The sequence below is a fragment of the Aporhodopirellula aestuarii genome (assembly GCF_023701485.1).
Lineage (GTDB): Bacteria > Planctomycetota > Planctomycetia > Pirellulales > Pirellulaceae > Rhodopirellula > Rhodopirellula aestuarii.
Window position 1 is genome coordinate 232,326 of the sequence record NZ_JAMQBK010000008.1, and the last position, 24,897, is coordinate 257,222.

Genomic DNA, 24,897 nt, shown 5'->3' on the forward strand with positions numbered 1-24,897 from the left:
GTTGGGCTGGGCTAGGCAAACCGCTGGGCCGTTGGCCCGAAAGTATCGCACACGACTTGTGGATAACAGGACGGCGTCAGCCCCAGGAGATTTGTGGGTTCCAACGTGAAAACCGCAGAGGGCGAATTTGCTTTCGTGGATGTGGCTTCCAGCCCCAGTTGCGGAAACCACTGCGGCTGGAAGCGACCGCCACGTCACTCCCCCTCCACCAAACCAAGCTCTTTCGCCTTCTGCACCGCTTCGCGGCGATTTTTCACGTGTAGCTTTTCAAAGATGTGCTTGACGTGCGTTTTCACCGTCCAAACTGAGACGCCCATCGATTTGGCAATCTCTTTGTCGTACAGTCGCTGTGCCAGCAACTCCAATGTGTCGCGTTCACGATTGGTCAGCGTCTCGATCAACGAGCCGTCTTCCGCTGTCGTTGGCTTCGCCAGTTCGCTGTGCTTTTGTTGATCCGGCTTGGGCATTTCAGTCAGTAATCGATCAACAAATTCCGCAACCACTTCATCGACCAACAAGCCTCGTAGCAGCTCCGCCATCGGTTGGCCCCATTCCACAAAAGAATGTATGTAGTCGCCGGGTTGTGCCAGTGCGACGGCTCTATGCAATGCTTCTAACGACTCCGCGTTTCTTCCGTTCCGATGCAAGACCAATGATTGCAACAACAATGCCTGGATCACATTCAGGGTGTTATGCGTGTTCTCACTGGTCTGTAAGTAGGCATCGAGTCGTTGCTCGGCTTCCCGCAAACTCGCTTTAGAATTCTTTGCCAATAACGCACGGCAGCCAGTAACACAGGGAACTTCATGCCAAAAAATCAGTGCTGGTTCCTCCGCCGGCGAGACTGATTTGAGCCAGCGAGCAACTGACCGACGTTCTCCGCGAACGATTGCCAATCTCGCTTCACATGAATGTAAAATTTCCGGTGAAAGCCGAAGCGAATCAACGAATTCGCTGAGCATCCGCAAGATTGCCTCCGTTTCGGCGCGATCCCCGCTCATCTCGTGACTCAAAGCCAACGCAGCCATCGCGTCCATGGCGGCCCTCGAATCCAAAACGTAACGACGGTCGACTGCCCTGCTCAGGCAAGCGACCGCAGCGCCTCGTTCGTTCTGCCACAAGTGAATCAGTCCCTGCATGTAGGCGCACCAACTCTCTGCATAGATCGATCCGCTGTCAGCCACAATTCGCTTCATTCGCGTCACCGCCGACGTGGCATCGTGAAGATTGGCCGAGATCATGTGAACCATCACGGTGGCAGCAATCGCTCGGACCTGCCGAGTGGAGTGCAGAGCGTGCGAATGGGCAAGAATCGACTGAAGCCGTTCGATCGCCTGGTCCTGCCGACCGTCCATTTGACTCGCCAGGGCAAGGATCATGTCAATCTCGCCGAGGACGAGGTGATGGTCGGCTGGAATGTGCTCGATCGCACGATCGAGGTAGAGCAAGCTTTCGGCGCAATGACCTGCGAAGAACTCGAGAGAACCGCGAAAGAAGTCGACTTCGCCACGCATCGCATTGGTCGACGCCTGATCTGAAGATTGCGGCTCAGAAATCAGCAGCTCTAGGCCATCAAGGACCGCCGAGACTTCCTCGAACTTGAGATGGAAGTACAGCACCCAAGTTCGAGCGAGTAGCAATTCCGGTCGCTCACAGATAACGAAATCGGGTAAAATTGCGAGCCACCGCTCAAGCTCGTAACACGCATCTCTTGTCAGTGTCTTGACCCGCAGATTGGCGACGATCTCAGCCGCCCGTTCGGTCTGCCCTGCAGCCAACGCTTGCCTGATGGCTTCATCGATCAGACCATGCTCGGAATACCAATCGCTGGCGCGTATGTGCAGGTCGCAAACCTCACTCACACTTCGATTGTTATCGAGTTGTTGCGCGAGCAGATTCTGAAAAATGTGGTGATGGCGAAACCAACGCCTCTGAGCGTCCAACGGAACGATGAACAGATTCTCTCGCCGCAAACGCTCGATAATCTGTGCACCCGTCATTGCGGAGTCCGTGGCATCGTCAGACGGTTGGCAGACCGCATCGATCAGTGGGGCGCAAAAGCGATCTAATATGGAAATCTTTTGAAGACATTCTCGTAATTTGAAAGGTTGTCGGCCAAGCACTTCATGCAACAAGTAGTCGTAGACTTGATGGACCCCGCCTTGCAAATTCGACACAAACGCATCCGGGTCCTCGCAATTTCGCATCAACATACCGACCAACTGCAGGCCGACGATCCAACCTTCCATGAGTTGCTCGATCCGGTCCAGCGCCCCTTCGCCTAGCGTCACACCCGTCGTCTGGCGCAGCACCTTGCTCACTTCGTCTCGGGTGAAACGGAGATCCTGTTGTCGAAGTTCCGTCAACCACCGATTCCCGCGTAGGGCAGCCAATGAAAACGGCGGATCATGCCGGGTGATCACCACTAGCCGCATCGGGCGCGGCGGATGCTGCAACAGATTCTCAAGCAGTCCGTGGACTTCGGCGCCGGCGATCAAGTGATAGTCATCAAGAACCAAAGCGAATGGCTCATCAATTGCATCGAGATCATTGCCCAACGCATCGACCAGTACGTTCACCGTCGGAAGTTCAGACGCGTGCAAAACTGTCGTCGTGTCGGGACAAGAACTCGGGAGCTGACCCTCCACCGCGGCCACCACATAAGTCAAGAATGACCGCAAATCGCTCTCGGCCTCGCTCAGTGAAAGCCATGCTGCGGGGCGCTCGTGGTGCTTTGCAAGCCAATCTGCCACCAACATGCTCTTTCCGTATCCGGCTGGCGCCGCAACCAGAATCACCGGCACATCGCACGCTTCATCCAACTTCTGTAGCAAGCGATCTCTGGAGACAAAGTCAGGTGGAACCGTGGGACGGTGAAACTTAGTGCCGAGAATCGATACACGCAGCGATTCGCTGTCCGAGGATGCCATCTCAACGCGTGTTTCGCCTTCACCCCAACGCTGGGCGCGAGCATACTCAGTCAATTCCGCGACGTTTGCCAAGTCCAATGTTTTGATGATGCGTCGCCGCGCCGTCTGGATTTTGCTCGCACTTGTCTCTCGAGCGGCGGCAATCTCCTTGACCGAATGGCCTTCGGCGATCATCCGTACGATCGACTCGTCACTTTCACTCAGTCCGCCGTCGCGGTCGTGCGAGTCCGATCGATTCAGCAGTCGAACGTATTCGGAAACAACGACGCCAGAAATCGCAGAACTTAAATAGATGTCATCGCCATGCACCGCGCGAACGGCATGCACCAGCTCTTCAGGGGCGCTTTCCTTCAAGACATAGCCGGCGGCCCCGGCGCGAAGCATTTTTTGAACAAAACGCTTGCCCGAGTGAATCGATAGCGGAATTACTTTCACACCCGGAAGCGTTGAAACGATTTGCCGTGTTGCCTCGATGCCATCGGTGCCTGGCATCGTGATGTCCATGACGATGACATCTGGCAAAAGTTCACCGGCCAATCGAATCGCTTCCACGCCGTCACCTGCCTCACCAACGACTTGGATGTCGTCTTCGTCATCCAACATCATCCGCAGCCCCTTGCGGAACATCGCATGATCGTCAACGACCAATACCGAAATCGTCATGAGTGGCTCTCTGGCTTGGTCGCGGATCTGTCCGAATGGACGCAAGGAACGATCAGTTTAGCGTGGCAGCCCTTCCCCGGTTCCGAGTCGATCTGCAACGAGCCACCGAGGTTCATCATCCGTTCTCGGATACTGAATAAACCGAAACCTCCTTCGGAGCTCGCTCGAAAAGCTTCCGAACCGGCGTCAAATCCATCGCCGTCGTCCGCGACCGTAATTTTGATGTGATTGCTGGTATGCTCCGAGGTGACAACGACATGACGAGCTTTGGCATGCTTCACCACGTTGATAAGCAGTTCGCGGACGCTGCGAAAGAGCAGTGCATTGACATCGTCGCTAACGGCATTTTCCGGCGCCGCGGGCTTGGCCTGAATGACGATTTGAGTCTTGAGGCCATAGCGATTCCCAATCTCCTCCTCCAACCATTCTTCGATCGCCTCATCGAGCCCGAGTTCATTGAGTGACGGTGAACTGAGATCGTAAACAAGGTGCCGGGTGTCTTGAGACGCTTTCAGAATCGTTAAGGAAAGTTCATCGAGCTTGGCACCCAGTTCCGGCGAACTCATTGACTTTCGTGCAAATGCCAGTTGAATTCGGGCGAGCGCAAGTGTCTGTCCAACGTCGTCGTGCAGGTCCGCAGCGATGCGCCGGCGTTCACGTTCTTCGGCAACGGTCAACTCCGACGCGAGTGCTTTGAGTCTCGTCTGGTGTTTTTGAAGAATCTCTTCCGCCTCCTTTCGTTCAGTGACTTCCTTCTGCAGTTGGGCGTTGTGGTCTCGAACGGACGAAGTGTAGCCCCGCACTCCCACGATCACCACTGCGCATAGACCCACTGCCAGCATCGCTTTGAACAAAGCGGTCTCGAACCAACGCGGATGGACAACGATCGCGATTGTCGCCCCTTCCTCATTCCAGACGCCGTATCCATTGCTACCCAACACATCAAACCGATAGCTTCCAGGAGGCAACGCCGTAAAATGGGCAACTCGCTGATTGTCAGCCTCGACCCAGTCGTCGGCATGCCCCGTCAGCCGGTACCGAAATTCAGCGGCATCGGGCTTGGCATGTGTCGCGGCGGTGTAATGGATTGCCAATCGGCGCGTCCCTGATTGAAATTCCACCGTGTCGTGGCCGGCTACCGCGACGCCATCAACGAGCACCTGTTCAATGTGCACCGGAGGAGCTTTCCGGATGACATTGATCGCGCCGGGAGGAATTTTGACCGTGTCGCGTTTCCGTGTGACCCACACCGATCCGTCGTAGGCTCGCGTCATCTTGGGGTAGCCCATCCCGAGCCGCTGTTGATCGATCGAAAGCGGCATCAAACGGCAATCGAGTTGATCAATCTTGCCGGCCACCAAGTCATCCAGGATTTGCTTGGAAACGAAAAAGACTTTGTCGAACGATCCTAGCCATAGGTTATCGTCGAGATCGTCTGTGATGGCAAAGAGACGGTTTGCCAGCAGGCCATCGCGAACTCGCCAATTTGTAAACTTTCCGTCCCTCATCCGGCACAAACCGCCACCAAGGGTCCCCAACCAGAAGTCGCCGTCTTCATCCAGGTAGTGAGAACTGAAATTGACGTTTGGCAAGTCATCAAGCAACGGATCGCTGACACGCTCTGTCCCGCGATACAAGCCGTCACTGGTCCCGACATAAAGATCGCCCGTGGCGTCTTCAGCAAACCAATGTACCGTAAGATCCTGGAAGGCTTCGATTTCGACAAAGCGATCTTCATCCAGTCGCGCGGCACCTCCATTTAGATAACCCACCCACACTACGCCGTGACGATCTTCATAAATCGCTCCGACAGGTTTCCTGCGAAGTCCATCGCGAAGCAAATACGTCGACAAAGTGTCGTCTGCCCAGTGAGTCACCCACTTCTCTTTTTGCCCGACCCAAAGCGACCCATCACGACCTGGTGCCAGCGCCAGAGAGCGAACGAGTTTGTAGTACCGATCCACGGTGAGCGTTTCCGGACCACTTCTCGCTGCAACATGCGACAGTCCCGCGTTGGATCCCAGCCAGACGCCGCCATCGGATGCGGAAATGACACAAGCCGCAACGTGGTCAAAAGAAACAGCCGAAGCGGGCTTCAATTGACGCAGGCAGTGAGGCGAACCGTTGGCGCCCAGCCACAAACTTCCCTCACGATCATCCGCGATACAACTGACACCGATACCAAACCAGGGCGGACTGTCTGTCTCGGGTTCACCCTGATGCAAACGTTTCAGCTTTCCGACCTTCCCGGCATACCAGATCACGCCCAAACGATCCTGATAGACAAGTCGAATGCTCGATTTCGGTAAAATACGACGGAGCACATCACCCTTGAAATGGATCAGCCCAGCCGTGTCGGTGCCTACCCAAAGGCTGCCATCGCGATCTGTAACCAACACATTCACGGCCGGGCTCATTGCTTCAAGCGAGAGCAACTCAATTTTCACGGCGGCGGAGGTTGCTTCGTCCCAGCGAAACAAACCATCCGGCCCGCCCATCCAGAGACTGCCTTCACGGTCTTCCGCCATCGCCAACACACGCCGCGGCGCGTTCTCGACGTGTTCAAACGCGGCTCCCGATTGCGATCGCCACGTGCCCGAATCGGTCCCCACCCATAACGCTCCGCCATGGTCCTGAAGAATCGAATGAATGCTTTTACCGGAAAGTTCGTTGATCGCCTTCGCCTTGCGCAGACGCCCAGCTTGAAACGCAACCAAACCGCCCTGGTCAGAGCCGACCCAAAGAGTGCCATCGCGGCTCTCAAACAACTGCGTGATTTGCTCCGAAGCTAGCTCTGGCGTGTTGTTCTGATCAAAGGTGGTGAACTGAACGCCGTCGAATCGACACAGACCGGCGCCGGTTCCAATCCACAAGTAACCGTCTTGGGTTTGCAGGATGTCGAACACTTGGTCCGAGGGAAGTCCATCATCAGGGCCCCAGGCGTCGCTGTGTAATCGATCAATTCGCCGATCATCCTGCAATCGACTAGAGGCTTCCTCGTTCTGCCCCAGGGTCGGCCGCGCAACCAAGACGAGCATCAGGCCAATCAGCGAGAGACGACAAAGCCACCGTAAGTCAGGCGATCGGGTTTGCCGAGATTCTCGCATTCAATAGCGCAGTTTCGTTGATTGAGTCGATTGAGATGGTGAAGACTTAGTGTATTCATCAGCTCATTCGCATACATGCAGAATTGATGTGCGGTTTGGATTATCTGCTTAGGCGACGGCAACGATCACCTGTCTTCGCCAAGCAACCGGAACAACATCGTAATGGGCGATGCATACCGTGATAACCCCCGCCCGCGCTACAGCGTCATGAACAGGCGTAAGCCCATGGCCCACGCGTCGTCGACGGTTCCGTTTGCCGATCGCGCCCACTGGACGTCGGGACTAAGAAAAACCTTCTCGGTCAGGGCGACACTGTAGAACGCTTCGACACCCTGGGCGTCATCGGAAAATATCAATCCGGGAATCGCGTCCGTCGTGGCGGAGTAGTACCATCCCAAACCGAACGAATCTTGACGGCGACCGCAGATCGGGCTGTTGCCGCCGATGCCCGCGCTCAAGAACCACTCAACCGGATTGGTATCGTCGTCGGCGATTCCCCAGCGCCCAAACACGCCCCAGCCCTGCGTCCCGGCTTTGTCGTAAGTGGTTAAGTAGTGATCGAAGTTGCCGTAGACAGACCACGAGCTGGAGGCTCGCGGCAGCGGCTGTGCAGTCGACACTGGCAATCGAGCGATCTGGCTCAGGTCCAGGACCTCGCGATTGCTCCATGTACCTCCCAACAGGACATGTCCTGGCCGGCCCATCAGCTGCGTTGGCAAACGGGTTTCCGATGCGATGGTCACCCCGTCCGAATACAGTTCGTCCAAATCGCCTCGCGTTGCATAGTCGTTGGGATCGATGACCGAGAATGAAAACACCGGCGTTCCCTCCTTCCCCAGAACGGTGAACCCTGCACCGTAAGTGACATAAGGCGACGTTCGGAACGCGATCGGATTGGTCGCTAGCGCAATGTTCATGAACTGCGTCTTACCGCGTCCATGAGCAAATGCATTTAACGTGCCGTCAAATGTGTTCAGTCGGCCAGCGAAAACAGCGAATCGTTCCGACAAAAACTGGGTCAGCAAAAAGTCGGTCAGCGCAGTGTCTTGGCCGTCGGCGGTGGGCAGGGTTCCATTCGTATTGGACGCAATCAGAAGCGAACCGGTATCGCCATTGATCGATTCACCAAACTGTGATTGCCCACGAATCTGAAGAAAAGTCCCTTGTGTTAGACCCAGTTTTCCAAAGTCAAAAAGTGCACCGTAGGTCGCCAGTCCGCCGTATCGTCCCTGTTGGCGAAGCCCGCCGTCGGTGACAGCTTGGTAGTACTGAACGAGGTCACCGGAAAACACGACTCCCTTTTCGGCGCAGCCACCCAGTAACGTTTTCAGACGGCATTCGTCGCAGCCGCCATCGCAACCGATGGAATCACAGGCACTGTAATCACCGCACAATTGTGCGTCGCATGGCTGATCGGCAACGGCAAATTCAGGTGCAACCGCAAGCAGAACGGTGAAAGAGAAAATGAGTGCCTGAAACCGCGATTCCATGGCGAGACCTTGCGTTCCGTGACAATTTCAGAGGTGTATCCGTACTCTGTAACCATCGTCGCGAGAGCCCCGTCTTCGCTGGAGAATACTCCGTCGAGAGGGATCAATCTCTCAAGCAGGACCGATTAAAGCAGTTATTACGATTCAAATACCTTTGGCATCGAGTCCCTTATTCGCTATTAGCGAGCTCGTGCGGCCGTTCGTTAAACACCGTCGTTTTGAATAGCTACAAGCGATTCATGAGAAGGACCACCTTGCATCAAATCCAAACTCGCCAACAAACGTCGCCGGTCCTCTTGTACGCGGCAGGTTCGTTAATCAACGTCGAGATACAGCATTCGAAGAGAGTCGTCACGAAGACTGCTGATTCCGCTGTACTCTTCACGATCTGCGGAATTGGCCCTACCGGCCAGTTCGCACCGTGAGAGTCTCCACCGGCCGTTCTTGGTCGGTCAATAAACGTCGTGTTTCGGGCGTTTTTCAAGTTTCGGTGATTTGGCCGAAATCTCTCTTTCGAACTCGGCCGTCCCGGATTCGCATGAGCCAGCGTCCGTCTCAACGGATTTTTCTCTGCGAACTATCGCGCTCTCTGTTCACAAAGTGGCTGTTTGTTACCACGCCGTTTGCTTCCGACCCACCGAGCCAGACGGTTCATGTTTGGCTCGGGTTAACAGCTTGAGAGTCTTTGATCGCTCTCCACATTTTGCGTTGCCGTTTCCGATCAAGTGTTTTGGCGAAAGGGCGGACTTCGCGTTCTAGGATCGCATCGCGGCCTTGGACGGTTCGCAGCAAGGCGAGGATCTGTTCTTGAATATCGGGGGCCAGATTGTCGAGCCACATGATGTGGGACATGCGGGTGGTGGAGATTTGGCCGTAGTGGGCCAGTTCACTTTGATTAATGATGACGCCGTCGCGAACGAGGTCGCGGCATGTGCGAGGCAACTTCAAGATCAAGCAAACCAGTTTTGGAATCACCCCTTACTCGAAAGCGTTCGGGGCCATTGGCGTTGCCGACGAACTGAAAATTTATAGCGATTCGTTCGTCGCTCCGACCTAGCACGTTGTCATGGACGACCTTCCAACTCGCCAGTAAAGTGCGGCCGAACGCCCGCGGTCGGCAATTCCAATCAACATCAGCGCCGACCGCGAAGCGTTCGGGTACAATGGAACCATCATGATCGCAGTTGACGGAGTTGAGAAAAGTTCGATTCGCAGGCACTACCAGCTCGGCACGCTGTTCTATCGCGTTCTATGGGGACAGCACATCCATCATGGACTTTGGAACGGCGATGAGTCTGCGTCCGTGGCCCAGTGTCAACTAACTGATACGCTTGCCGATCTTTCGCAGATTTCAACGGGCGACAAAATGGTCGACATCGGTTGCGGCATGGGAGGTTCGTCGATTCGGCTGGCCAAACTGCGTGGCGTTGATGCAACCGGCGTGACGCTCAGTCCTCTGCAGGCTCGATGGGCGTCGATGTCATCGCGTCTCAACCGCGTCGGCTCGCAAACTCGCTTCATCGCGCACGACGCCGAAACGGTACAGTTCGACGCAGATTTATTCGACATCGTGTGGAGTGTTGAGTGTACCGAACATCTTTTTAACAAGCCCGAGTTCTTTCGTCGTGCCGCTCAGTGGCTCAGGCCCGGAGGACGAATGGCGATTTGCGTGTGGTTCGAGGGAGAAGATATCAGCCGTTCGGATCATCGCCAGCAGTGCGAAGAAGTATGCGAGCGTTTCGTATGTCCTTCGCTGGCGACCCGCAACGACTACGCAGGATGGATGGCCGATCAAGGTTTGCAGATTCGACATAACGTCGATTGGACCGACCGTGTCACCAAGACTTGGGAAATCTGCAAACAACGCGTTCAGCGAACGGGAATTCGGCACCTGGCCAAGATTCTGGATCGCGAACAAGTCGACTTTATCGACGGCTTCGACGCACTGCTAAACGCTTACCGAAGCGGCGCGATGCAGTACGGAGCGATCGTCGCCGAAAAACCAATGACTAAGACCTGATACTTCAACACGCCACCAATAACCAAGGACCGTCGCATGGACGCGTCGATCAAACTGCCAGATGTTGACGCGTCCCCAACTCAGCCTGCCAGTCACAGGTCCGTCGTCCCTCGCGTCGCTGGAATCACGTTCGGATTCGGTAATCAGATTCTGGTCATCATCACGGTGTGGTTCCGCGCCTCCCGCGCCTCTGCGCGAAAGACAGAATATCTATTGAGAATAATCGAACGCGCTGATCTGGGGATTGGTCGGGGTAGTGGTTCGGTGAGATTGGACGCGGAGACGGTGAGACGCAGGGACGCAGAGATTGAGAGAAGGGTAGCTCTGCGCTGAACCAGGGAGGAGCCTCTGCGTCTCCCCGCCTCCCGCGACTCTGCGTCAAAGACAACGCGCCTGTCCTGTCATCTCACGGATTCTGACCGCTGTCCCCGCATATCAACTGATGAACGGATCGTGATCGCCTTTCCGGACGCAAATCAGGCTTCAGCGGCTGGTTCGCGTTGGATTGGGTTGGCATGGGGCTCATTGTTGTCGGTTGACGTAAACATAGTAGGCACCACAAATCTCGTTTCCGTCGGGATCGAAGAACGACGTTCTCAACTGCATGTTTCCCTCGTCGAGTTCAACTTCCGTGACGAATGACTCTTTGTCGGGCTGCGGACTGAGCTTCAATTTCTGATCACCCGCCTGCAGGGTCGCTGATGTGATGGGCAATGACTTCCCAGGCACAAATTCGCCGTCAGTTACACGGGTTTCCGGAAGACTGTCGGTCAGTTGCAATCCAGATTCTCGAGGCCAACGGCGCAGTTCGAGTCGGTACGTTCCCGCACGTGCGACGTGCAAGTGCCATGTCCCGTTCTTCAACACGCCGTCGCGGACCTGACGTTGCTGGTCAACAAACACATCCAGCCATTCGCAAGCGGACAGCAACATGGGATTTTCCGCATCGGATCCAATGATCACTCGCTGAGGCTTCCTCACATCGTCTTTGACGCCATCCCACCAATGGTCCAGGTGGGCGCGCATTTTCGCAACGACACCGGGGTGATCTGCGGCGACGTTGTGGTCCTGGTGTGGATCACTCTCGAGATCGAACAGCATCCGATTCTCCAACAGTCGCCAGCGTTTCCACAACACGGCAGCGCCGTTGCGTCTGGGAATCGCCGGGCTTTCGCGGGTGTAGTTCACCCTCGCGCCCGGCATGCGACTGTAATTGATGACGAGCATCCGATCGCCGAGACTGTCTTTTTCACCACGAAGAATGGGTGCCAAACTCTGGCCATCGAGTTCGCCGGGAAGATCAGCGACGCCGGCCAGATCGGCAAGCGTTGGCATGATGTCTTGAACATGAGACAACTCGGAGACGTCACGCGGATCGCCGAGCGACCCCGCTGGCCAACGGATGAAACAAGGGACGCGGTGTCCACCTTCCCAAAGCTGCGTCTTCTTGCCGCGCATTCCCGCGTTGAAGTAGTCCTGACCCATTGTGCTGCCATTGTCGGTCAGAAAGATGACGATCGTGTTGTCGAATACATCGGATTGCGTCAGTCGCTCGTCGAGCTTGCCGACGTTCTCGTCGATGTTGGCCCCCATCGCGAGGAAACTGACCAAGTCTTCCCGCTTGGAACTGTTCAGTTTCTCAACCACTTCGGGATTCTTTCGGATTGCCTGACGGATGGGTTCGCGAAACTTGTCAGGAACAAACCAAGGCCAGTGAGCGGCGTTCAAGGCGATGTAAGCAAAAAAAGGGCGTTCATCTTCTTTCGCAATCCACGACGCGGCTTCATCAAAAAAGACGTCGGTGCAATAGCCGTGATACTTCCTGCGCTGGCCGTTGCGAATGTAGGTGTCATCGAAGTAGTCGTTGTCCCAATAGTCGGGAACACTGTTGATGTGTGAGGAAGGAAACCACAACGCTTCATCAAAACCGCGATCTTCCGGTCGGAAAGGATAGTTGTCGCCAAGGTGCCATTTACCAAAGATTCCCGTCCGATATCCTGCATCCTGAAACACGTTGGCGATTGTCTTGACATCCGTCTTCAACAACGTTCGGCCACTGCTGACATTGCTTGCTCCGTTTCGAAAGGCATCCAGACCCGTCATCAACTGGCCGCGTGTCGGCGTACACATCGGTGCGACATGGAAGTCCGTCAGGCGAATTCCGTCGCGTGCGATCTTGTCGATGTTCGGAGTCTGAGTGATCGGATTTCCGTGACAAGAAAATTCACCGTAACCCTGATCATCGGTCATGATCACGATCACATTGGGGCGATCCGCAAACGCCGTTGAGGTGACAAGCAGCTGAAGGGCCAACAGGCAGAGCGAAGATTTCATCATCATGTTGTGAGTCTTGCCGAGCAGAATGTTTGACGCAAAGAACTGTTTCATCGTTTTAATATGCCTGTGCTCATCGGATCGTAGAGGATTTCCGCATGACGACTTTCATCATCGCGACGCTGCCGTGGCCGGCGGTTGACTAACAAGAGTCCGCTGAACTTCGACCACACGCGCGGCCTGGAGGTCGTTCATTTTTAAATAGCGATGACATCCGGCTTCATCAATTGTGAACGTTGTGAAGCCATCATTCGCAACGGACACAGATCCCGACGGCGACAGCCCAAAGTAGCCATCGCCGGGGCGGACGGCGTACAGCACGCTGGTCAGATCCCAGGTTGGACGATCATGGTCGGGACCGCTGTGCAGCAGGTACGACTCGCGAATGATATGATTCGGCGTGTAAGCAAAGTCTCGCGCAATGCTTCGTCTGGGATAGCGTGCGTGAATGCCGATATTGAAGTCGCTCCAGACGACGGGGACTTCGGCGGGCCAACGCTTTACAAAACGCTGCATCGATCCGACGTGATTGACGACGTTGGCCTCCAGGAAATGAGCGTTTCCCTTCACCGGTGCAAACGCTCCGGCCATGATCGACAACAGTTTGACCTTTTGACGAACGAGATCGACGCCAGCCAACGGGCTAATCTCATCCGCGGGCGAGTCCAGTAAATCGGCGAGATTGACTGCCAGGCCAACGGAGACTATCGAGATCGAATGCGGATCTGCGGCCGCAAGCACTTGCCGCAGTACCGCGACGGCGTCCGGCGCATCGGAGTTTTTGATCAAGTCATGCGGATATCGGAATTCGCCTTGATCCTTTTTGTCGACCAGCCCTACGTACTTACTCTCGCGTGGGTAATGTCCTTTGGTGACACCGATGGGAAGATCGGGCCGACCGTAGAACGTGTTGATCGCGTCGACCATCGGTCCGTTTTGCGGATGTGTCTTGGACACGGTTACGGCTTCGATCGAACATTCGCCGCGATCGGCCAAAACATGCAGCATGGCAAGCGCCAATGCATCGTCGACGTCGCCGGCGATATCGGTATCAAAAACAATCTTCGCGGGGGCATCCGCCCAACCGATGACCGGAAGCCATAGGGCGAGCGACACTGCAATAAGTCTCGTATTCATCACTTTGATTTCTCCCAATTGTATCGCAGGGTGTCAATCAGCACCGCGATGATAATCACCATGCCGGTGATGATCTGCTTGTTTGCGTCTTCGACCGACATACGGCTGAGTCCCGTTTGCAGCACCGCGATTACCAACACTCCCAGGAATGTGCTGATCGCGTTGCCGCGTCCTCCCATCAAGCTGGTCCCGCCGATCACACAGGCGGCGATTGCGGACAATTCGATTCCCGACCCCGCCCCCGGATCGGCGGCTTCCATTAGTGATGTTGGCGCCAGTCCGGCCAGTCCGCAGAGCAAACCGCTGATGACAAACACCCCGATCGCGTAGGGAGCCGTGCGGATGCCTGACATGCGAACGGCTTCCGCATTCGTTCCGATGGCGACGCAGTAACGGCCAAACACCGTGCGGCTGATCAAAAACTGCGCGGCGAACACGGCAATGATGGCGATCAAGAACGCGGGTGACAGGCCTATGGCCGGCAGCGGTTCACTGATCGTCGCGACGTCGGAACCGATTGTTAGCGTTTTAGAGTCGAGCAACCGCCGGGTTGCGCCGCGTGCGATCTGCAGCATGCCGAGTGAGACAATGAAAGACGGGATCCGGAACCAAATCCAGATCGCTCCGGTCACCCAGCCGCATGCCGCGGCGGTTGAAACACTTGCCAAAATCGCGAATCCCAACGACCAATCGTGCTTTGCCATCAAGACGCCCAGCACGGCTCCGGCAAACGCCATCACGCTGCCGACCGACAGATCGATTTGTCCAATGATCAGCACGAGTGTCATCCCGACAGCCAGCAGCGTTAACTCGGGAATCTGATTGGCGATCAGCCTCGCCGTGCCGATCTGAAAAAAGCTGTCCGTCTGCAAACTGAAGACCAGAATCAACAGTGCCAACGCCGTCAGCAAACCACCGTACTGCAATGCGGTTTGCTTGATTCGTTTCTTGATCATGCAACCGACTCCGCCTGTCGGTACCCCGCGAACGCCGCCTGCATGATTTGGTCCGTCGACCATGAGTCGCGATCAAAGTCGTCGATCCATCTTCCAGCAGAGATGACACCAATCCGGTCGCAGGTTTCCAACAGCTCGTCCAGATCACTACTGACGATAACGATCGCTTTGCCCGCCTGTGCCAGTGACTCGATCAGTCGGTAGATTCGTCGACGGGCAGCGACATCGATGCCTCGAGTCGGTTCATCAAAAAAGAAAACGTCGGCGTCGCGTACCAACCATTTTGAAATGGCGACTTTTTGCTGATTGCCACCGCTGAGTGTGGCGACGACTTGCTCGATGTCGTTGCACTTCGTTTCTAGCTGGCGGGCCATCTCTTGGGCCGCCTGTCGTTCGCGCTGATTGCGAATGATTCCCAGGGAGGCAAATCGCTTGCCGAGCGAACTGATTGACGTATTGGCTCGGATCGATTGACGCAACAGCAGGCCGTTCTGCTTGCGATCTTCAGTGACCATGGCCAGCCCCGCTGCGACGGCCTGACTGGGATGTGAAAAATGCGTGGGTTGGCGATCGCTGATTTGGACCGTCCCCTGCTCGGCTGAGTCGGCTCCAAAGATGGCACGCAACAACTCGGTCCGTCCCGATCCAACCAATCCAGCGATCCCCAGACGCTCGCCGTGGCGTACGGAGAAGGAAACGTCTTGAACCATTCCAGCCGTGATACCCTTGACTTGCATTGCCGTCTTGGCCGTTGCGAACGACTGAAACGAATGATGTTCGCTGGTGGACTCGCCAGTCATCAGATCGACCATCTGGTCGGTCGTCAGCGACGAGGTTTCTTGCGTGCAGACGCGCCGGCCGTCTCGTAACACCGTAACACGATCGGACAACTGGGCAACTTCATCCAACCGATGACTGATGTAGATGATGCCAATTCCTTGGTCACGCAAGCTTCGCAGTCGCTCGAATAGTCGCTGCGTTTCATCAGCACCCAGGGCCGCCGTCGGTTCATCCAGAATCAGCAATCGACACTGACGATCCAACGCCGTGGCGATTTCGACCATCTGTTGGCGACCAACACCCAGCGTGCCCATGACGGTATCGGTGGCAACATCGTTCAAACCGAAGTGATCGAGAACCTGCCGCGCCCGATCGGCAAGTTGGCGACTGCGGATGATCCCGAGAACGCTGGGCATTCGCGTCAGAAAGATGTTTTCCGCAACTGTCAGTGTGGTGACTTGATTCAGTTCCTGCTGAACAATTTGAATTCCGGCTCGCTCGGCCGTTTGTTTGTCACTTGGAAGATATGCCTCGCCCGCGATCGACATGTCGCCACCATCTCGGGTCAGCAACCCGGAGATGATTTTGCAAAGCGTGCTCTTTCCTGCTCCGTTAGCCCCCAGCAAGGCATGGATTTCCCCGCCGCGCACATCCAGCGAGACACTGTCGAGCACCGTTACGGGGCCGAAGCGTTTGGTGATGTCGGTTGCTGTCAACAGCGGCTTCATTTCGCGTCCAGCGTTTCTTTGGTAATCAAGTCGACCGGCGTTTCCACATCGGCGACTTCTGCATTCTCGTCCGCGATCAATTTCAACCCAGTCTCGATGCCGTAGACTGCCAATTGGTCGCCGTACTGGTCCGCGGTCGCAAGCACCTTGCCATCTCGGATCGCCGTTCGCACTGCGGCGATGTTGTCGAAGCCGACTATCGACAGGTCGTCGCTACGACCGACACTCTTGGCCGCCGCGACCGCGCCCAAGGCCATGCTGTCGTTGGCCGCCAGGATCGCCTTGATCTCCGTGTGTTCACTCAGCATCGACGAAGCAATCTCGTTTGCCTTCGCCATCTCCCATTCGGCCGACTGACTGTCCACAATCTTGACTCCTGCCTCATTCATTGCTTCTTCGAAACCGGCTTTCCTTGCCCGACCGTTCTCGGACGTTTGCAGCCCTTCCAAGATCGCCACCGAGTCACCCTCGGCGAGATGTGTTGCCAGATAGTCGCCGACCTGTTTCGCACCTGCGCGGTTGTCCGGCCCGACGAAAGGAATCTGCAGTCCTTCCTTACGTAACATTTCGGCATCCAGCTTGTTGTCGATGTTGACGACGATGATGCCCGCCTTGATGGCTCGGCGAAGCGATGGGATCAACGCCTGAGAATCTGCGGGCGCGATGACAATGACGTCCACATCGCTGGCAACCATCTCCTGCACCAAAGCAACTTGGCGACTCACATCGCGTTCATCTTTGATCCCGTTGACGACCAACTCGTATTGCCCACTCTGCTGATGATGCGTTTCCGCTCCCTTGGCCATCGTCGAAAAGAACTCGTTGGCGAGCGACTTCATGATCAACGCGACTTTGGGCTTCTCCGACGACTCCGAAGTCGGTTCGTCAGTGGTTGTGGACGCTTTGCATCCGATCAACAGGCAGAAACAGACGAGTCCTGCAGCGATCGATATTCGGTTTACTCTTTGCATGTTTGATTCCTTATGGCATTGATTTCATTTCGGTTGGCAAGGCTTTGCTGAGCGCCGAGCTTCGTTGCCGCCAGGGCACCGGCGATATTGGCGAACCGAGTCGACTGCAGCAAATCTGACGTTTTCGCCCACTCGACCGCGACGGCACCCGCGAAGGCGTCGCCAGCCGCGGTGGTGTCAACGGGTTGGATGGGTGTCGGTGCGACGTGGTGGAACGATTCCGCCGCAAGCAATACGGTCCCTTTCTCACCCATCGTCACGGCGACATTCTTGGCACCGCGAGCTTGAAGTTGCAGTGCCGCTGACTGGGCGTCTTCAAGAGATTTGATCTCGATTCCGGTGATGGCTGCGGCCTCACTTTCATTGGGGCAGACGAGATCCACATCAAGTAACTCGTCCGTCCAGTCCGCTGCGACCGGCGCGGGATCCAGAATGCAGCGCACGCCACATCGCTTGGCGATCCGAATCGCCGCCATCACGCTGGGTGTTGGAATTTCCAACTGCAACATCAACACATCGGCGGACTCGATGAGCTGTCGATGATCCTGCACGTCTGTTTCCGAGAGTTTCCCGTTGGCACCCGGAATCACCATGATCGCGTTTTGGCCTGAACGTTCTAACGCGATAATCGCCAGTCCGCTCGTGCAGTCGTCCGTTGGCAAGACAGCACGGCAGTCAACGTCATGTTTTTCAAGGTTGGTTCGCAGTCTTTCGGCGAACGCATCGCTACCGACACGACCGATCATCTGCACCCGTCCGCCGACCTTTGCGGCAGCAACCGCTTGATTGGCACCCTTACCGCCACAGATTTCAGACGCCGATTCCGCTTTGATGGTTTGTCCCGGTTTCGGGATTTCCTGACAGCGAACGACCAAGTCCATGTTGATGGAACCGCAAACGACGATACGCGGTGAGGGCGGGTTCTCGTGTGCGGATGTCAATTGCTGGCCCCTGCTGCTTGGCACGCCGGTGGCTGGCTGGAAAGTTGCACGAGTGCTTCCCGGGCACGGCCTTTTTGATCTTCCCGCAGAATCAAGTAGCGATCGCGAGCGTCGGCGGATTCTTCGAACGTGGTCAGACCGTCATCGGCTACATGCACTCGTCCAGTTGCCGATAGATCGAAGTAGCCGTGATCGGGGCGAACCGCCTGCAACACCGACGTCAAATCCCAAGTTGGGCGATCGTGCGGTGGCGGAATGTAGAGCGTATACGCCTCGGGCAGCGGATGATGCGGTACGTATTGATAGTCTCGCAAGATGCTCTCGTGCGGATAGGTCAGGTTCTTGCCGATCTCGAACCCGCTCCAGATGATCGGCGTCGGCCAATCTTGAACCAACGTTTTGGCCGCTGGAATGTCTTTGACGACGTTGTATTCCTTGTGGTCGTACAATTGGCCTTCTTTGTTGACGATTTGTCGGAAGGCTCCCGCCATGATCGACAGCAATCGGACCTTCTTCTTGACCAGTTCCAGGCCGCTGAGATCACTGTGTTTGTCAGCGGTCGACTTCAACAGGTTCGCTAGGTTTGTCGAGAAACCTACTTGCACAATCACCACGCTGCCGTCCTCTTGATCGGCGAGTGTTTCACGCAACACGTCAACGGCGTCGGGAGCATCGTTGCCGCTGCGCAAGTCGTGTTCGTAGCGGTCCTTTCCGTCATCTTTCTTGGCGGCCAAGACGTTGAAACTTCCCTGCTTGGGCGTGACGCCGCTGCGGCATACGCCGATCGGAATGTCGCCTCGTCCGTAGAACGTATTGACGACGTCAGCAAACGGCGCCGCCAATTCGTGGTCCTTCGTAATCGTGACTGCCTGCAACTCGCATTCGCCACGCGTTTGCAGTGCATGAATGACGCCCATTGCGAGTACGTCATCACAATCATTCCCTATGTCAGTGTCAAAAATCAGGGGAACCGCGTGGCTTTGGCCATCGCCGGCGACGGCTACCGCCGCTGTGAGAAAACAGGTGACAATCAGGGCAAGTCGTTTCATGAGTGTCTCACGCTTGAAATGGAGTTTCGAACAATGACACGCGTCTTGACGTCGTGCCGCCTCTTTCGTTTCCTGCTCGTTGAACCGACCGCTGCACGCAGCGCCAGCTCGGCAGCAAGCTGACCGATGCGGTCAACGTCCTGACGAACGGTTGTTAGCGGCACGCTCATCAAATCCGCATACGGACAATCGTCGAATGCAACAATGGATAAGTCGTCGGGAACGAGCCGGCTCGATTCCATTGCGGCGCGGAGTGCGCCCATCGCGTTCGGTGTGCTGAAAGCAAAGAAGGCTGTAATGTCAGGACGATCAACGAGCAACTTCTTTGCTGAGTCGAAACCGGATGCTTCGGTGAAGTTATTGCCCATGGTTAACGATGGATCAAACGCAACGCCAATTTCCTCGAGTGCTTCTGCGTGACCGCTCAACCGCTGCTCGTTGGGCAGTGTTCCCGGCAAGCCCTGCAAGACACCAATCACTCGGTGTCCCTGTGCGGTGAGCAAACGAGTCGCTTTCGCGGCCCCGACCCGATGCTCTGAAGTAACCTGCGCCAAGTTGCAATTGGGGAACGTACGATCAGCCAGGACGACTGGAGTTCCACGCTTATTGATTTCCTGCAAATGCTTGCTCTCGGTACCCACCGGGCAGACAACAAGTGCCTCAACCTGTCGGTCTTCGAGTTGGTGCAGCAACCGGATCTCATGTTCCGTTTGTTCGCGGCTATCCGCGACAATGACGCTGTAGCCCTCGGCCTCAGCAGACAAGGCAATCGACTGCGATATGGAAGCAAAGAACGGATTCGAAAGGTCCGGCACCACGACGCCCACCAACCCGGTTTTCTTCAGCCGAAGTGACCGTGCCGTTTGGCTGGGGCGAAACCCCAACTGATCAGCCGCCTCTTTGACGCGTGAAGCAGTCGCGTCGCTGATGCGGTAGGCCTTGGCGTGGCCGTTCAGCGATCTGGACGCCACCGAGACGCTGACACCGGCCTTTTCGGCTACTTGGCTAAGAGTCGTCACCACCGCTGGATTCCTTCGAGGTCCTCGTGCACAAACGATTGTGCTAGACTATCCTAGCAGGCGTTTTCGGGATTGCAACCCAGTTCGGAGGTATCGAAGCGGTGAGTACTGAGAGTGGTCCGACTCAACATGCGTCTCTTGTTAACGTCCACTAAACGTGGGGACGCTTCGCGGCTAAACCGTACGAATCGTAGTTAGGGATTCTGTCGCAACCTGCAGCGAGGGATCAGGAAAGAGGCCGGAGCGATGCTTCGCTTAGCTACGCTTTCGTTGCTGCCATCGGAGTTTGTCGTGCACGGTGAATCGGCTATGTGCGGTCATGGTTCGTCTTGGTGGATTGTCCTGGGTGAAGCGTGGACGCAGAGACGGTGAGACGCGGAGGAAATGAGATAGAAGTACCTACGCTTAACCGAGTCTGAGTCTCTGCGACTCCGCGCCTCTTGCGACTTTGCGTCAAGGTCATTACGCGTTTATTTAGAGTCGTCGAACGCGTTGGTTTGGAAATTGGACGCGGACGATGGTTTGTGAGAAGTGGACGCAGAGACGGTGAGACGCAGGGACGCAGAGGATGAAGATGAGTAAGCTCTGCGACGACCCGAGCCTGAATCATTGCGTCTCTCCGCCTCGAAAGAATCTGGATCGATTGGAGAGCCGGATGCGTGTGATCTGGACTGAGTCCGCCCGAAAAGCCGCACCCGGGATAGGCAGCTCAATCGTTGTTCTTCGCAGGGATCCGCTGCCTCAGGTTTCGAACTTTGGGGATATCGAGTGTAGAACATTTGTCCCAAATGTTCATCGGACATCCGAAACGTCCACTTTTGTCGTGTGGTCTGAACAGTTGGGACAACTGTTCTACATTGGTCTTTGCCAGTAGAGGAAGTCTCCTTGGCGTAGGTTTGCTTTTCGGGGGGTGTCGAAGATGTATCGCTGTAGATATTCAAATTGCTCGGGACTGCGAATGATGTGATAGAAAGCTTCAGGCTGCCAGTACACCCCGGAGTCGCCCGTTGCGGTGCGGATTAGAAATGCTGAGTACCGCATTCCATGTAGAACATTTGTCCCAAATGTTCATCGGACTGGCCAGTTCGCCTCTTCAGCGTGTGGTCTGAACAGTTGGGACAACTGTTCTACATTGGTCTTTGCCAGTAGAGGAACTCTCCTTGGCGTAGGTTTGCTTTTCGGGGATTGTCGAAGATGTATCGCTGTAGGTACTCAAATTTTTCGGGACTGCGAATGATGTGATCGAAGGGCTCCGGTTGCCAGAACACGCCGGAATCACCTGTCACGGCGCGGATCTGACGTGCTGAGTAACGCATCCAACTTTGACTCACCACTTCCAAAGTCGCTCCCGCACGAAACTGTACCATCGCGTGAACATGATTCGGCATCACAACGAACCGGTCAAGATCGTATTTCTCGTCGTTGTAAAACAACAGGGCGTTGCCCACCAACTCTGCCAGTTCTGGTCGCCGGAGCAAGCACTTGCCATGGCATTCATTCAGCGACCGGTGGAAGAAGCGATCTGAGAGTTTTTTAAACTCTCGGCGTTGAGCATCGCTGAGTGTTTCCAGCAATGCGTGGTGGTCTTTCGACTTACGGACCGCTGTCGAGACGGCAAGATCGAGTGGCAGTTCGTTTGCTTTGAGCCAGTGTTCGAGTTCTCGTTGCCAACGCAGCAGCACTTCTTTTGGCAACGAGTCGCCCGTGCGAAACGTGATGAACATCGCAGCACCGATTTGAAACCAATGAGGCAGGTTTCGTTCGGTGATCTCAAGATCCGCTTGCGGATCCAAGCTGCGGAAAACGGGACTCGTTTCGTCACGTGACATGCCGCAATTGTAGAACATTTGTCTCAAATGTTCATCTGTTATTTACAAGCATTGTTTTTCGTATGGCATGAACAGTTAGGAGATTTCTTCCTGTTTTTGAATGAACAGTTGGGACAACTGTTCTACATTTTGTTGGATCTGACATTCGGTTTTTAAGAATTGCTACATGGTATTCAGGATTCGTGTTTGACCAATCATGGATGGCCGAGCTGGCTCAGCACGCCGAAGAAACCGAACATCGGCTGGGGCAGATTGCGGCCGAGATGCGTCGGCGTTTGAAACCTGAACCGGAGGAAGCCGATGCAGTGACTATGGCCGTTGGCCAAACGGTACCGCACACGTATTTCCGACTAGGGCGTTGCCCTAGGCTATGATGACGAAGGCCTTTGGCCTAGCAATCCCATGGCCAACGGCCATTGGCACCGTAGCCTGGGGCAACGCCCCAGACGAATCACAACCCACAATGCATTTTGGCCAAGGGCCATATTCAAACCACCGGTCCACCCGACGGCAACCATGTGAATATGGCCGTTGGCCAAACGATACCGCACACATATTTCCGACTAGGGCGTTGCCCTAGGCTACGATGACGAAGGCCTTTGGCCTAAAACTAATGGCCAACGGCCCTTTGCTCCCTAGCCGGGGGCGACGATCAAACTGGCCGTTGGCCAAATTTAACCATCATGAATGATCCCAACGAATCCTTGCGAACCGCGCTCTGGCGATGCTGAAAACCTCGATCGAGGATGTGGAGCGTATCCCGCCTGAGGACATCCCAAAACTGCTTCATGAACTTCACGTCCACCAGATGGAATTGGAGATTCAAAATGAAGAATTGCGAGAAGCACAAATCCAAATCGCTCACGCTCGAGTTAATGCGGATCAGGTATAACGGCTCTGGTATCGGAACCGACGATCCATCGACAGAAGGAATGGGTGTGCGAACGATGATTTACCGCGCGCACCTGATCCATGGTGAACTCGATGTCCGTCCGCTCGATGGCGGCGGGACGGAAGTGTTGTGCATGGTCTTATCGATCTCATAACGCAATCTTCCACACAATGCGGTCTTGACACAGACCTATGCCATGCTCGATCGAGAATGACTAACAGAATCGTCGCGACTGGGGGGTAGGTTGAGAGAAATAGTCGGATCATCTTAAGGAATTTACTTACGCGCAAGACAGGATTATTCTTCTTTGCCGAACGAGTGGATCTCATGATCATACGTGCTCTCGCCCCTTGAGTGATATGCCACCGTTCGCTGTGGACCCGGCTCATGCGAGCGAGATTTGATCCTCCTTGAGCAAGCAGCGAAGATCGGCACACCGCTTGCGTTGAAAATGGACTTCGTCGAAGACTGTTTTCACTCGAGGAGTCGTATCATCAAGACTATTTGCGTTGTCGTAGGTATCGTCGTGCTGACGTTGGTTGCATGCACGCCCGACCCCAAGTCCGGCAAAGGGTTCACGTTACCCGAGGGTGACATCGAGCGAGGCCAACAAACGTTTGCCGAGCTCAACTGCCAAGCGTGCCATACCGTCGCAGGTGTGACATTTGATGACGTTGAGCCATCGCCCGATCACAAGATGGTCGCGCTCGGCGGAGCAAGGTCGAAAGTGCAAACTTATGGCGATCTGGTCACTTCGATCATCAACCCGTCTCACCGATTTGCGAAGGGATACGCCGAAGAGGACGTGGCGACCGGCGGTGAATCCAAGATGCGGTTGTACAACGATGAAATGACCGTGCAGCAATTGATCGACTTGGTGGCGTTCTTGGAATCACACTACTCCGTGGTTCGTTTCGACCCAACGCCCTATGGTCCCTACCACTAATGCCGTATGGACGTCGATTTGATTAATGCGGGATTTCAAAAGTAGCGGAACGGCGCAAGCCGTCCGGTAACGTGGGACCGGAAGGCGTACGCCGTCCCGCTAAGAAGAGCACTAAAACAATCGATGTCCCGACAGCATTCAAACGCGTTTTGGGACAGGACAGCTTGCGCCGATCCGCTAGGTCTTATAGCGGCAGAACGCGAGCCCTCCGGTTCAGGCTATCCCGAATTTCCGGTTAGACGAGTTAGCTCGCAACCCATGGAGAGCACGATAACGAAACGGAAATCCGCCGATGCAGGGACATCAAGAAACGACTATTATCTTTCACCCACGCGATCCTGACGATGAATGCCAGGACGGTGTTTTCGGGTGAATTTGTGATCCCGCGACCGATTTAATGGCACACCGAAATGGTCCCTTTTCGCACGTTTGTCACACCCGGAGTACACTTCTGCCGATACCGGCGATCCAGCTGCGCACAAGTCTTTGCCAAAGAAATGCGGGCCTCTGCTATCAAATCAGCTCGCAAGCAACTGCTAACGCAAAAGAGAGTTTCGCAGAAATCGAGAGTCACGTCGTCCGATGGAATCAGATACCGTCGTTGGGGGGCTTCTTTAGTGACCCACGATGAAACGGTGGTTCATGATTTCGTGAATATCCACGGGAAATCGCTCGCGATCGCGAGTGCGGTTCCAATCACGATAGTAAACGTCAATTGCTTTGAGCACGTCGCGGCGACTGACGATACCGATCAGGTTCCCGTCTTGGACAACCGGCAAGTGATGGAAACGATGGCTGGTGAAGATCGAGGTAAGCGTGAAGAGGTCGGTTTCGGGACCGACGCAGGTCGGGTGCTTTCGCATGATCGTTTCGGCAGTCTGCGGTGGACTTGGATTTCCGTAAAACAATTCGTTGCCGACATACTCCAAGCAATCGCCTTCAGAGACGAAGCCGAGTAAGCGTCGTTTGACGTCCTGATCGTCAACGACGGGCGCACTGGATCGTTTGTGTTCCAGCAAGAACGTGATAATATCGGCAAGTTGCATCTTTGGCCCGATCGTCTCAACTTGAGAGGTCATGATGTTCGAGGCGAGTGGCATTGGCT

At 55.4% G+C, this 24,897-nt stretch carries 17 protein-coding genes; 3 read left to right on the top strand and 14 right to left on the bottom strand.

Annotated elements, in window-relative coordinates; all coding sequences use genetic code 11:
• Window positions 1-194: 194 nt before the first annotated feature.
• From NB063_RS02365 to NB063_RS02380, 4 genes are all read right to left on the bottom strand, one after another.
• Entirely contained in the window at window positions 195-3,593 is a 3,399-nt protein-coding gene (locus NB063_RS02365; RefSeq protein ID WP_250927125.1) for a response regulator, read from the bottom strand.
• Window positions 3,590-6,631 (bottom strand): sensor histidine kinase, encoded by a 3,042-nt coding sequence (locus tag NB063_RS02370; protein ID WP_250927126.1) that lies wholly within the window; start codon window positions 6,629-6,631, stop codon window positions 3,590-3,592. Before NB063_RS02370 ends, NB063_RS02365 begins: the two co-directional genes overlap by 4 nt.
• A 266-nt stretch (window positions 6,632-6,897) precedes the next feature.
• Window positions 6,898-8,190: a carbohydrate porin gene (locus NB063_RS02375; RefSeq protein WP_250927127.1), complete on the bottom strand. Its 1,293-nt coding sequence runs from the start codon at window positions 8,188-8,190 to the stop codon at window positions 6,898-6,900.
• Between the two features lie 651 nt (window positions 8,191-8,841).
• Window positions 8,842-9,165, bottom strand: a complete 324-nt coding sequence (locus tag NB063_RS02380; RefSeq protein ID WP_250927128.1) for a hypothetical protein — start codon at window positions 9,163-9,165, stop codon at window positions 8,842-8,844.
• A 199-nt stretch (window positions 9,166-9,364) separates the two neighbouring features.
• On the opposite strand from NB063_RS02380, the gene NB063_RS02385 reads away from it, so the two are divergent.
• Window positions 9,365-10,210, top strand: a complete 846-nt coding sequence (locus tag NB063_RS02385; RefSeq protein WP_250927129.1) for a class I SAM-dependent methyltransferase — start codon at window positions 9,365-9,367, stop codon at window positions 10,208-10,210.
• A gap of 522 nt (window positions 10,211-10,732) precedes the next feature.
• On the opposite strand, the gene NB063_RS02390 is transcribed toward NB063_RS02385, so the two are convergent.
• From NB063_RS02390 to NB063_RS02430, 9 genes are all read right to left on the bottom strand, one after another.
• On the bottom strand, window positions 10,733-12,598 hold the full coding sequence (locus NB063_RS02390; RefSeq protein ID WP_250927130.1) for an arylsulfatase: 1,866 nt from the start codon (window positions 12,596-12,598) through the stop codon (window positions 10,733-10,735).
• Window positions 12,599-12,655: 57 nt separating this feature from the next.
• Window positions 12,656-13,681 carry a nucleoside hydrolase gene (locus NB063_RS02395; RefSeq protein ID WP_250927131.1) on the bottom strand — a complete coding sequence of 342 codons (1,026 nt, stop codon included), beginning with the start codon at window positions 13,679-13,681 and terminating at the stop codon, window positions 12,656-12,658.
• The gene (locus tag NB063_RS02400; RefSeq protein ID WP_250927132.1) at window positions 13,681-14,637 is read right to left on the bottom strand and encodes an ABC transporter permease; all 957 of its coding nucleotides are present in this window, start codon (window positions 14,635-14,637) and stop codon (window positions 13,681-13,683) included. Before NB063_RS02400 ends, NB063_RS02395 begins: the two co-directional genes overlap by 1 nt.
• The gene (locus NB063_RS02405) at window positions 14,634-16,145 is read right to left on the bottom strand and encodes a sugar ABC transporter ATP-binding protein (protein WP_250927133.1); all 1,512 of its coding nucleotides are present in this window, start codon (window positions 16,143-16,145) and stop codon (window positions 14,634-14,636) included. The genes NB063_RS02400 and NB063_RS02405 overlap by 4 nt, the downstream gene beginning before the upstream one ends.
• A complete protein-coding gene (locus tag NB063_RS02410) occupies window positions 16,142-17,116 on the bottom strand; it encodes a sugar ABC transporter substrate-binding protein (protein WP_250927134.1) in 975 nt (324 codons plus the stop codon). Before NB063_RS02410 ends, NB063_RS02405 begins: the two co-directional genes overlap by 4 nt.
• Window positions 17,104-18,057, bottom strand: a complete 954-nt coding sequence (gene rbsK, locus NB063_RS02415; RefSeq protein WP_250927135.1) for a ribokinase — start codon at window positions 18,055-18,057, stop codon at window positions 17,104-17,106. Before rbsK ends, NB063_RS02410 begins: the two co-directional genes overlap by 13 nt.
• Window positions 18,054-19,106 (bottom strand): nucleoside hydrolase, encoded by a 1,053-nt coding sequence (locus tag NB063_RS02420; RefSeq protein ID WP_250927136.1) that lies wholly within the window; start codon window positions 19,104-19,106, stop codon window positions 18,054-18,056. Before NB063_RS02420 ends, rbsK begins: the two co-directional genes overlap by 4 nt.
• Entirely contained in the window at window positions 19,103-20,128 is a 1,026-nt protein-coding gene (locus NB063_RS02425) for a LacI family DNA-binding transcriptional regulator (protein WP_250927137.1), read from the bottom strand. The genes NB063_RS02420 and NB063_RS02425 overlap by 4 nt, the downstream gene beginning before the upstream one ends.
• A 1,124-nt stretch (window positions 20,129-21,252) precedes the next feature.
• Window positions 21,253-21,954 (bottom strand): transposase, encoded by a 702-nt coding sequence (locus NB063_RS02430; protein WP_250927138.1) that lies wholly within the window; start codon window positions 21,952-21,954, stop codon window positions 21,253-21,255.
• An 827-nt stretch (window positions 21,955-22,781) separates the two neighbouring features.
• Here NB063_RS02430 and NB063_RS02435 point away from each other — a divergent pair.
• Both NB063_RS02435 and NB063_RS02440 read left to right on the top strand, forming a co-directional pair.
• Window positions 22,782-23,000 (top strand): hypothetical protein, encoded by a 219-nt coding sequence (locus NB063_RS02435; RefSeq protein WP_250927139.1) that lies wholly within the window; start codon window positions 22,782-22,784, stop codon window positions 22,998-23,000.
• Window positions 23,001-23,372: 372 nt separating this feature from the next.
• Window positions 23,373-23,792 carry a c-type cytochrome gene (locus NB063_RS02440; protein ID WP_250927140.1) on the top strand — a complete coding sequence of 140 codons (420 nt, stop codon included), beginning with the start codon at window positions 23,373-23,375 and terminating at the stop codon, window positions 23,790-23,792.
• Between the two features lie 614 nt (window positions 23,793-24,406).
• On the opposite strand, the gene NB063_RS02445 is transcribed toward NB063_RS02440, so the two are convergent.
• On the bottom strand, window positions 24,407-24,871 hold the full coding sequence (locus NB063_RS02445) for a CBS domain-containing protein (RefSeq protein ID WP_250927141.1): 465 nt from the start codon (window positions 24,869-24,871) through the stop codon (window positions 24,407-24,409).
• Between the last annotated feature and the right edge of the window lie 26 nt (window positions 24,872-24,897).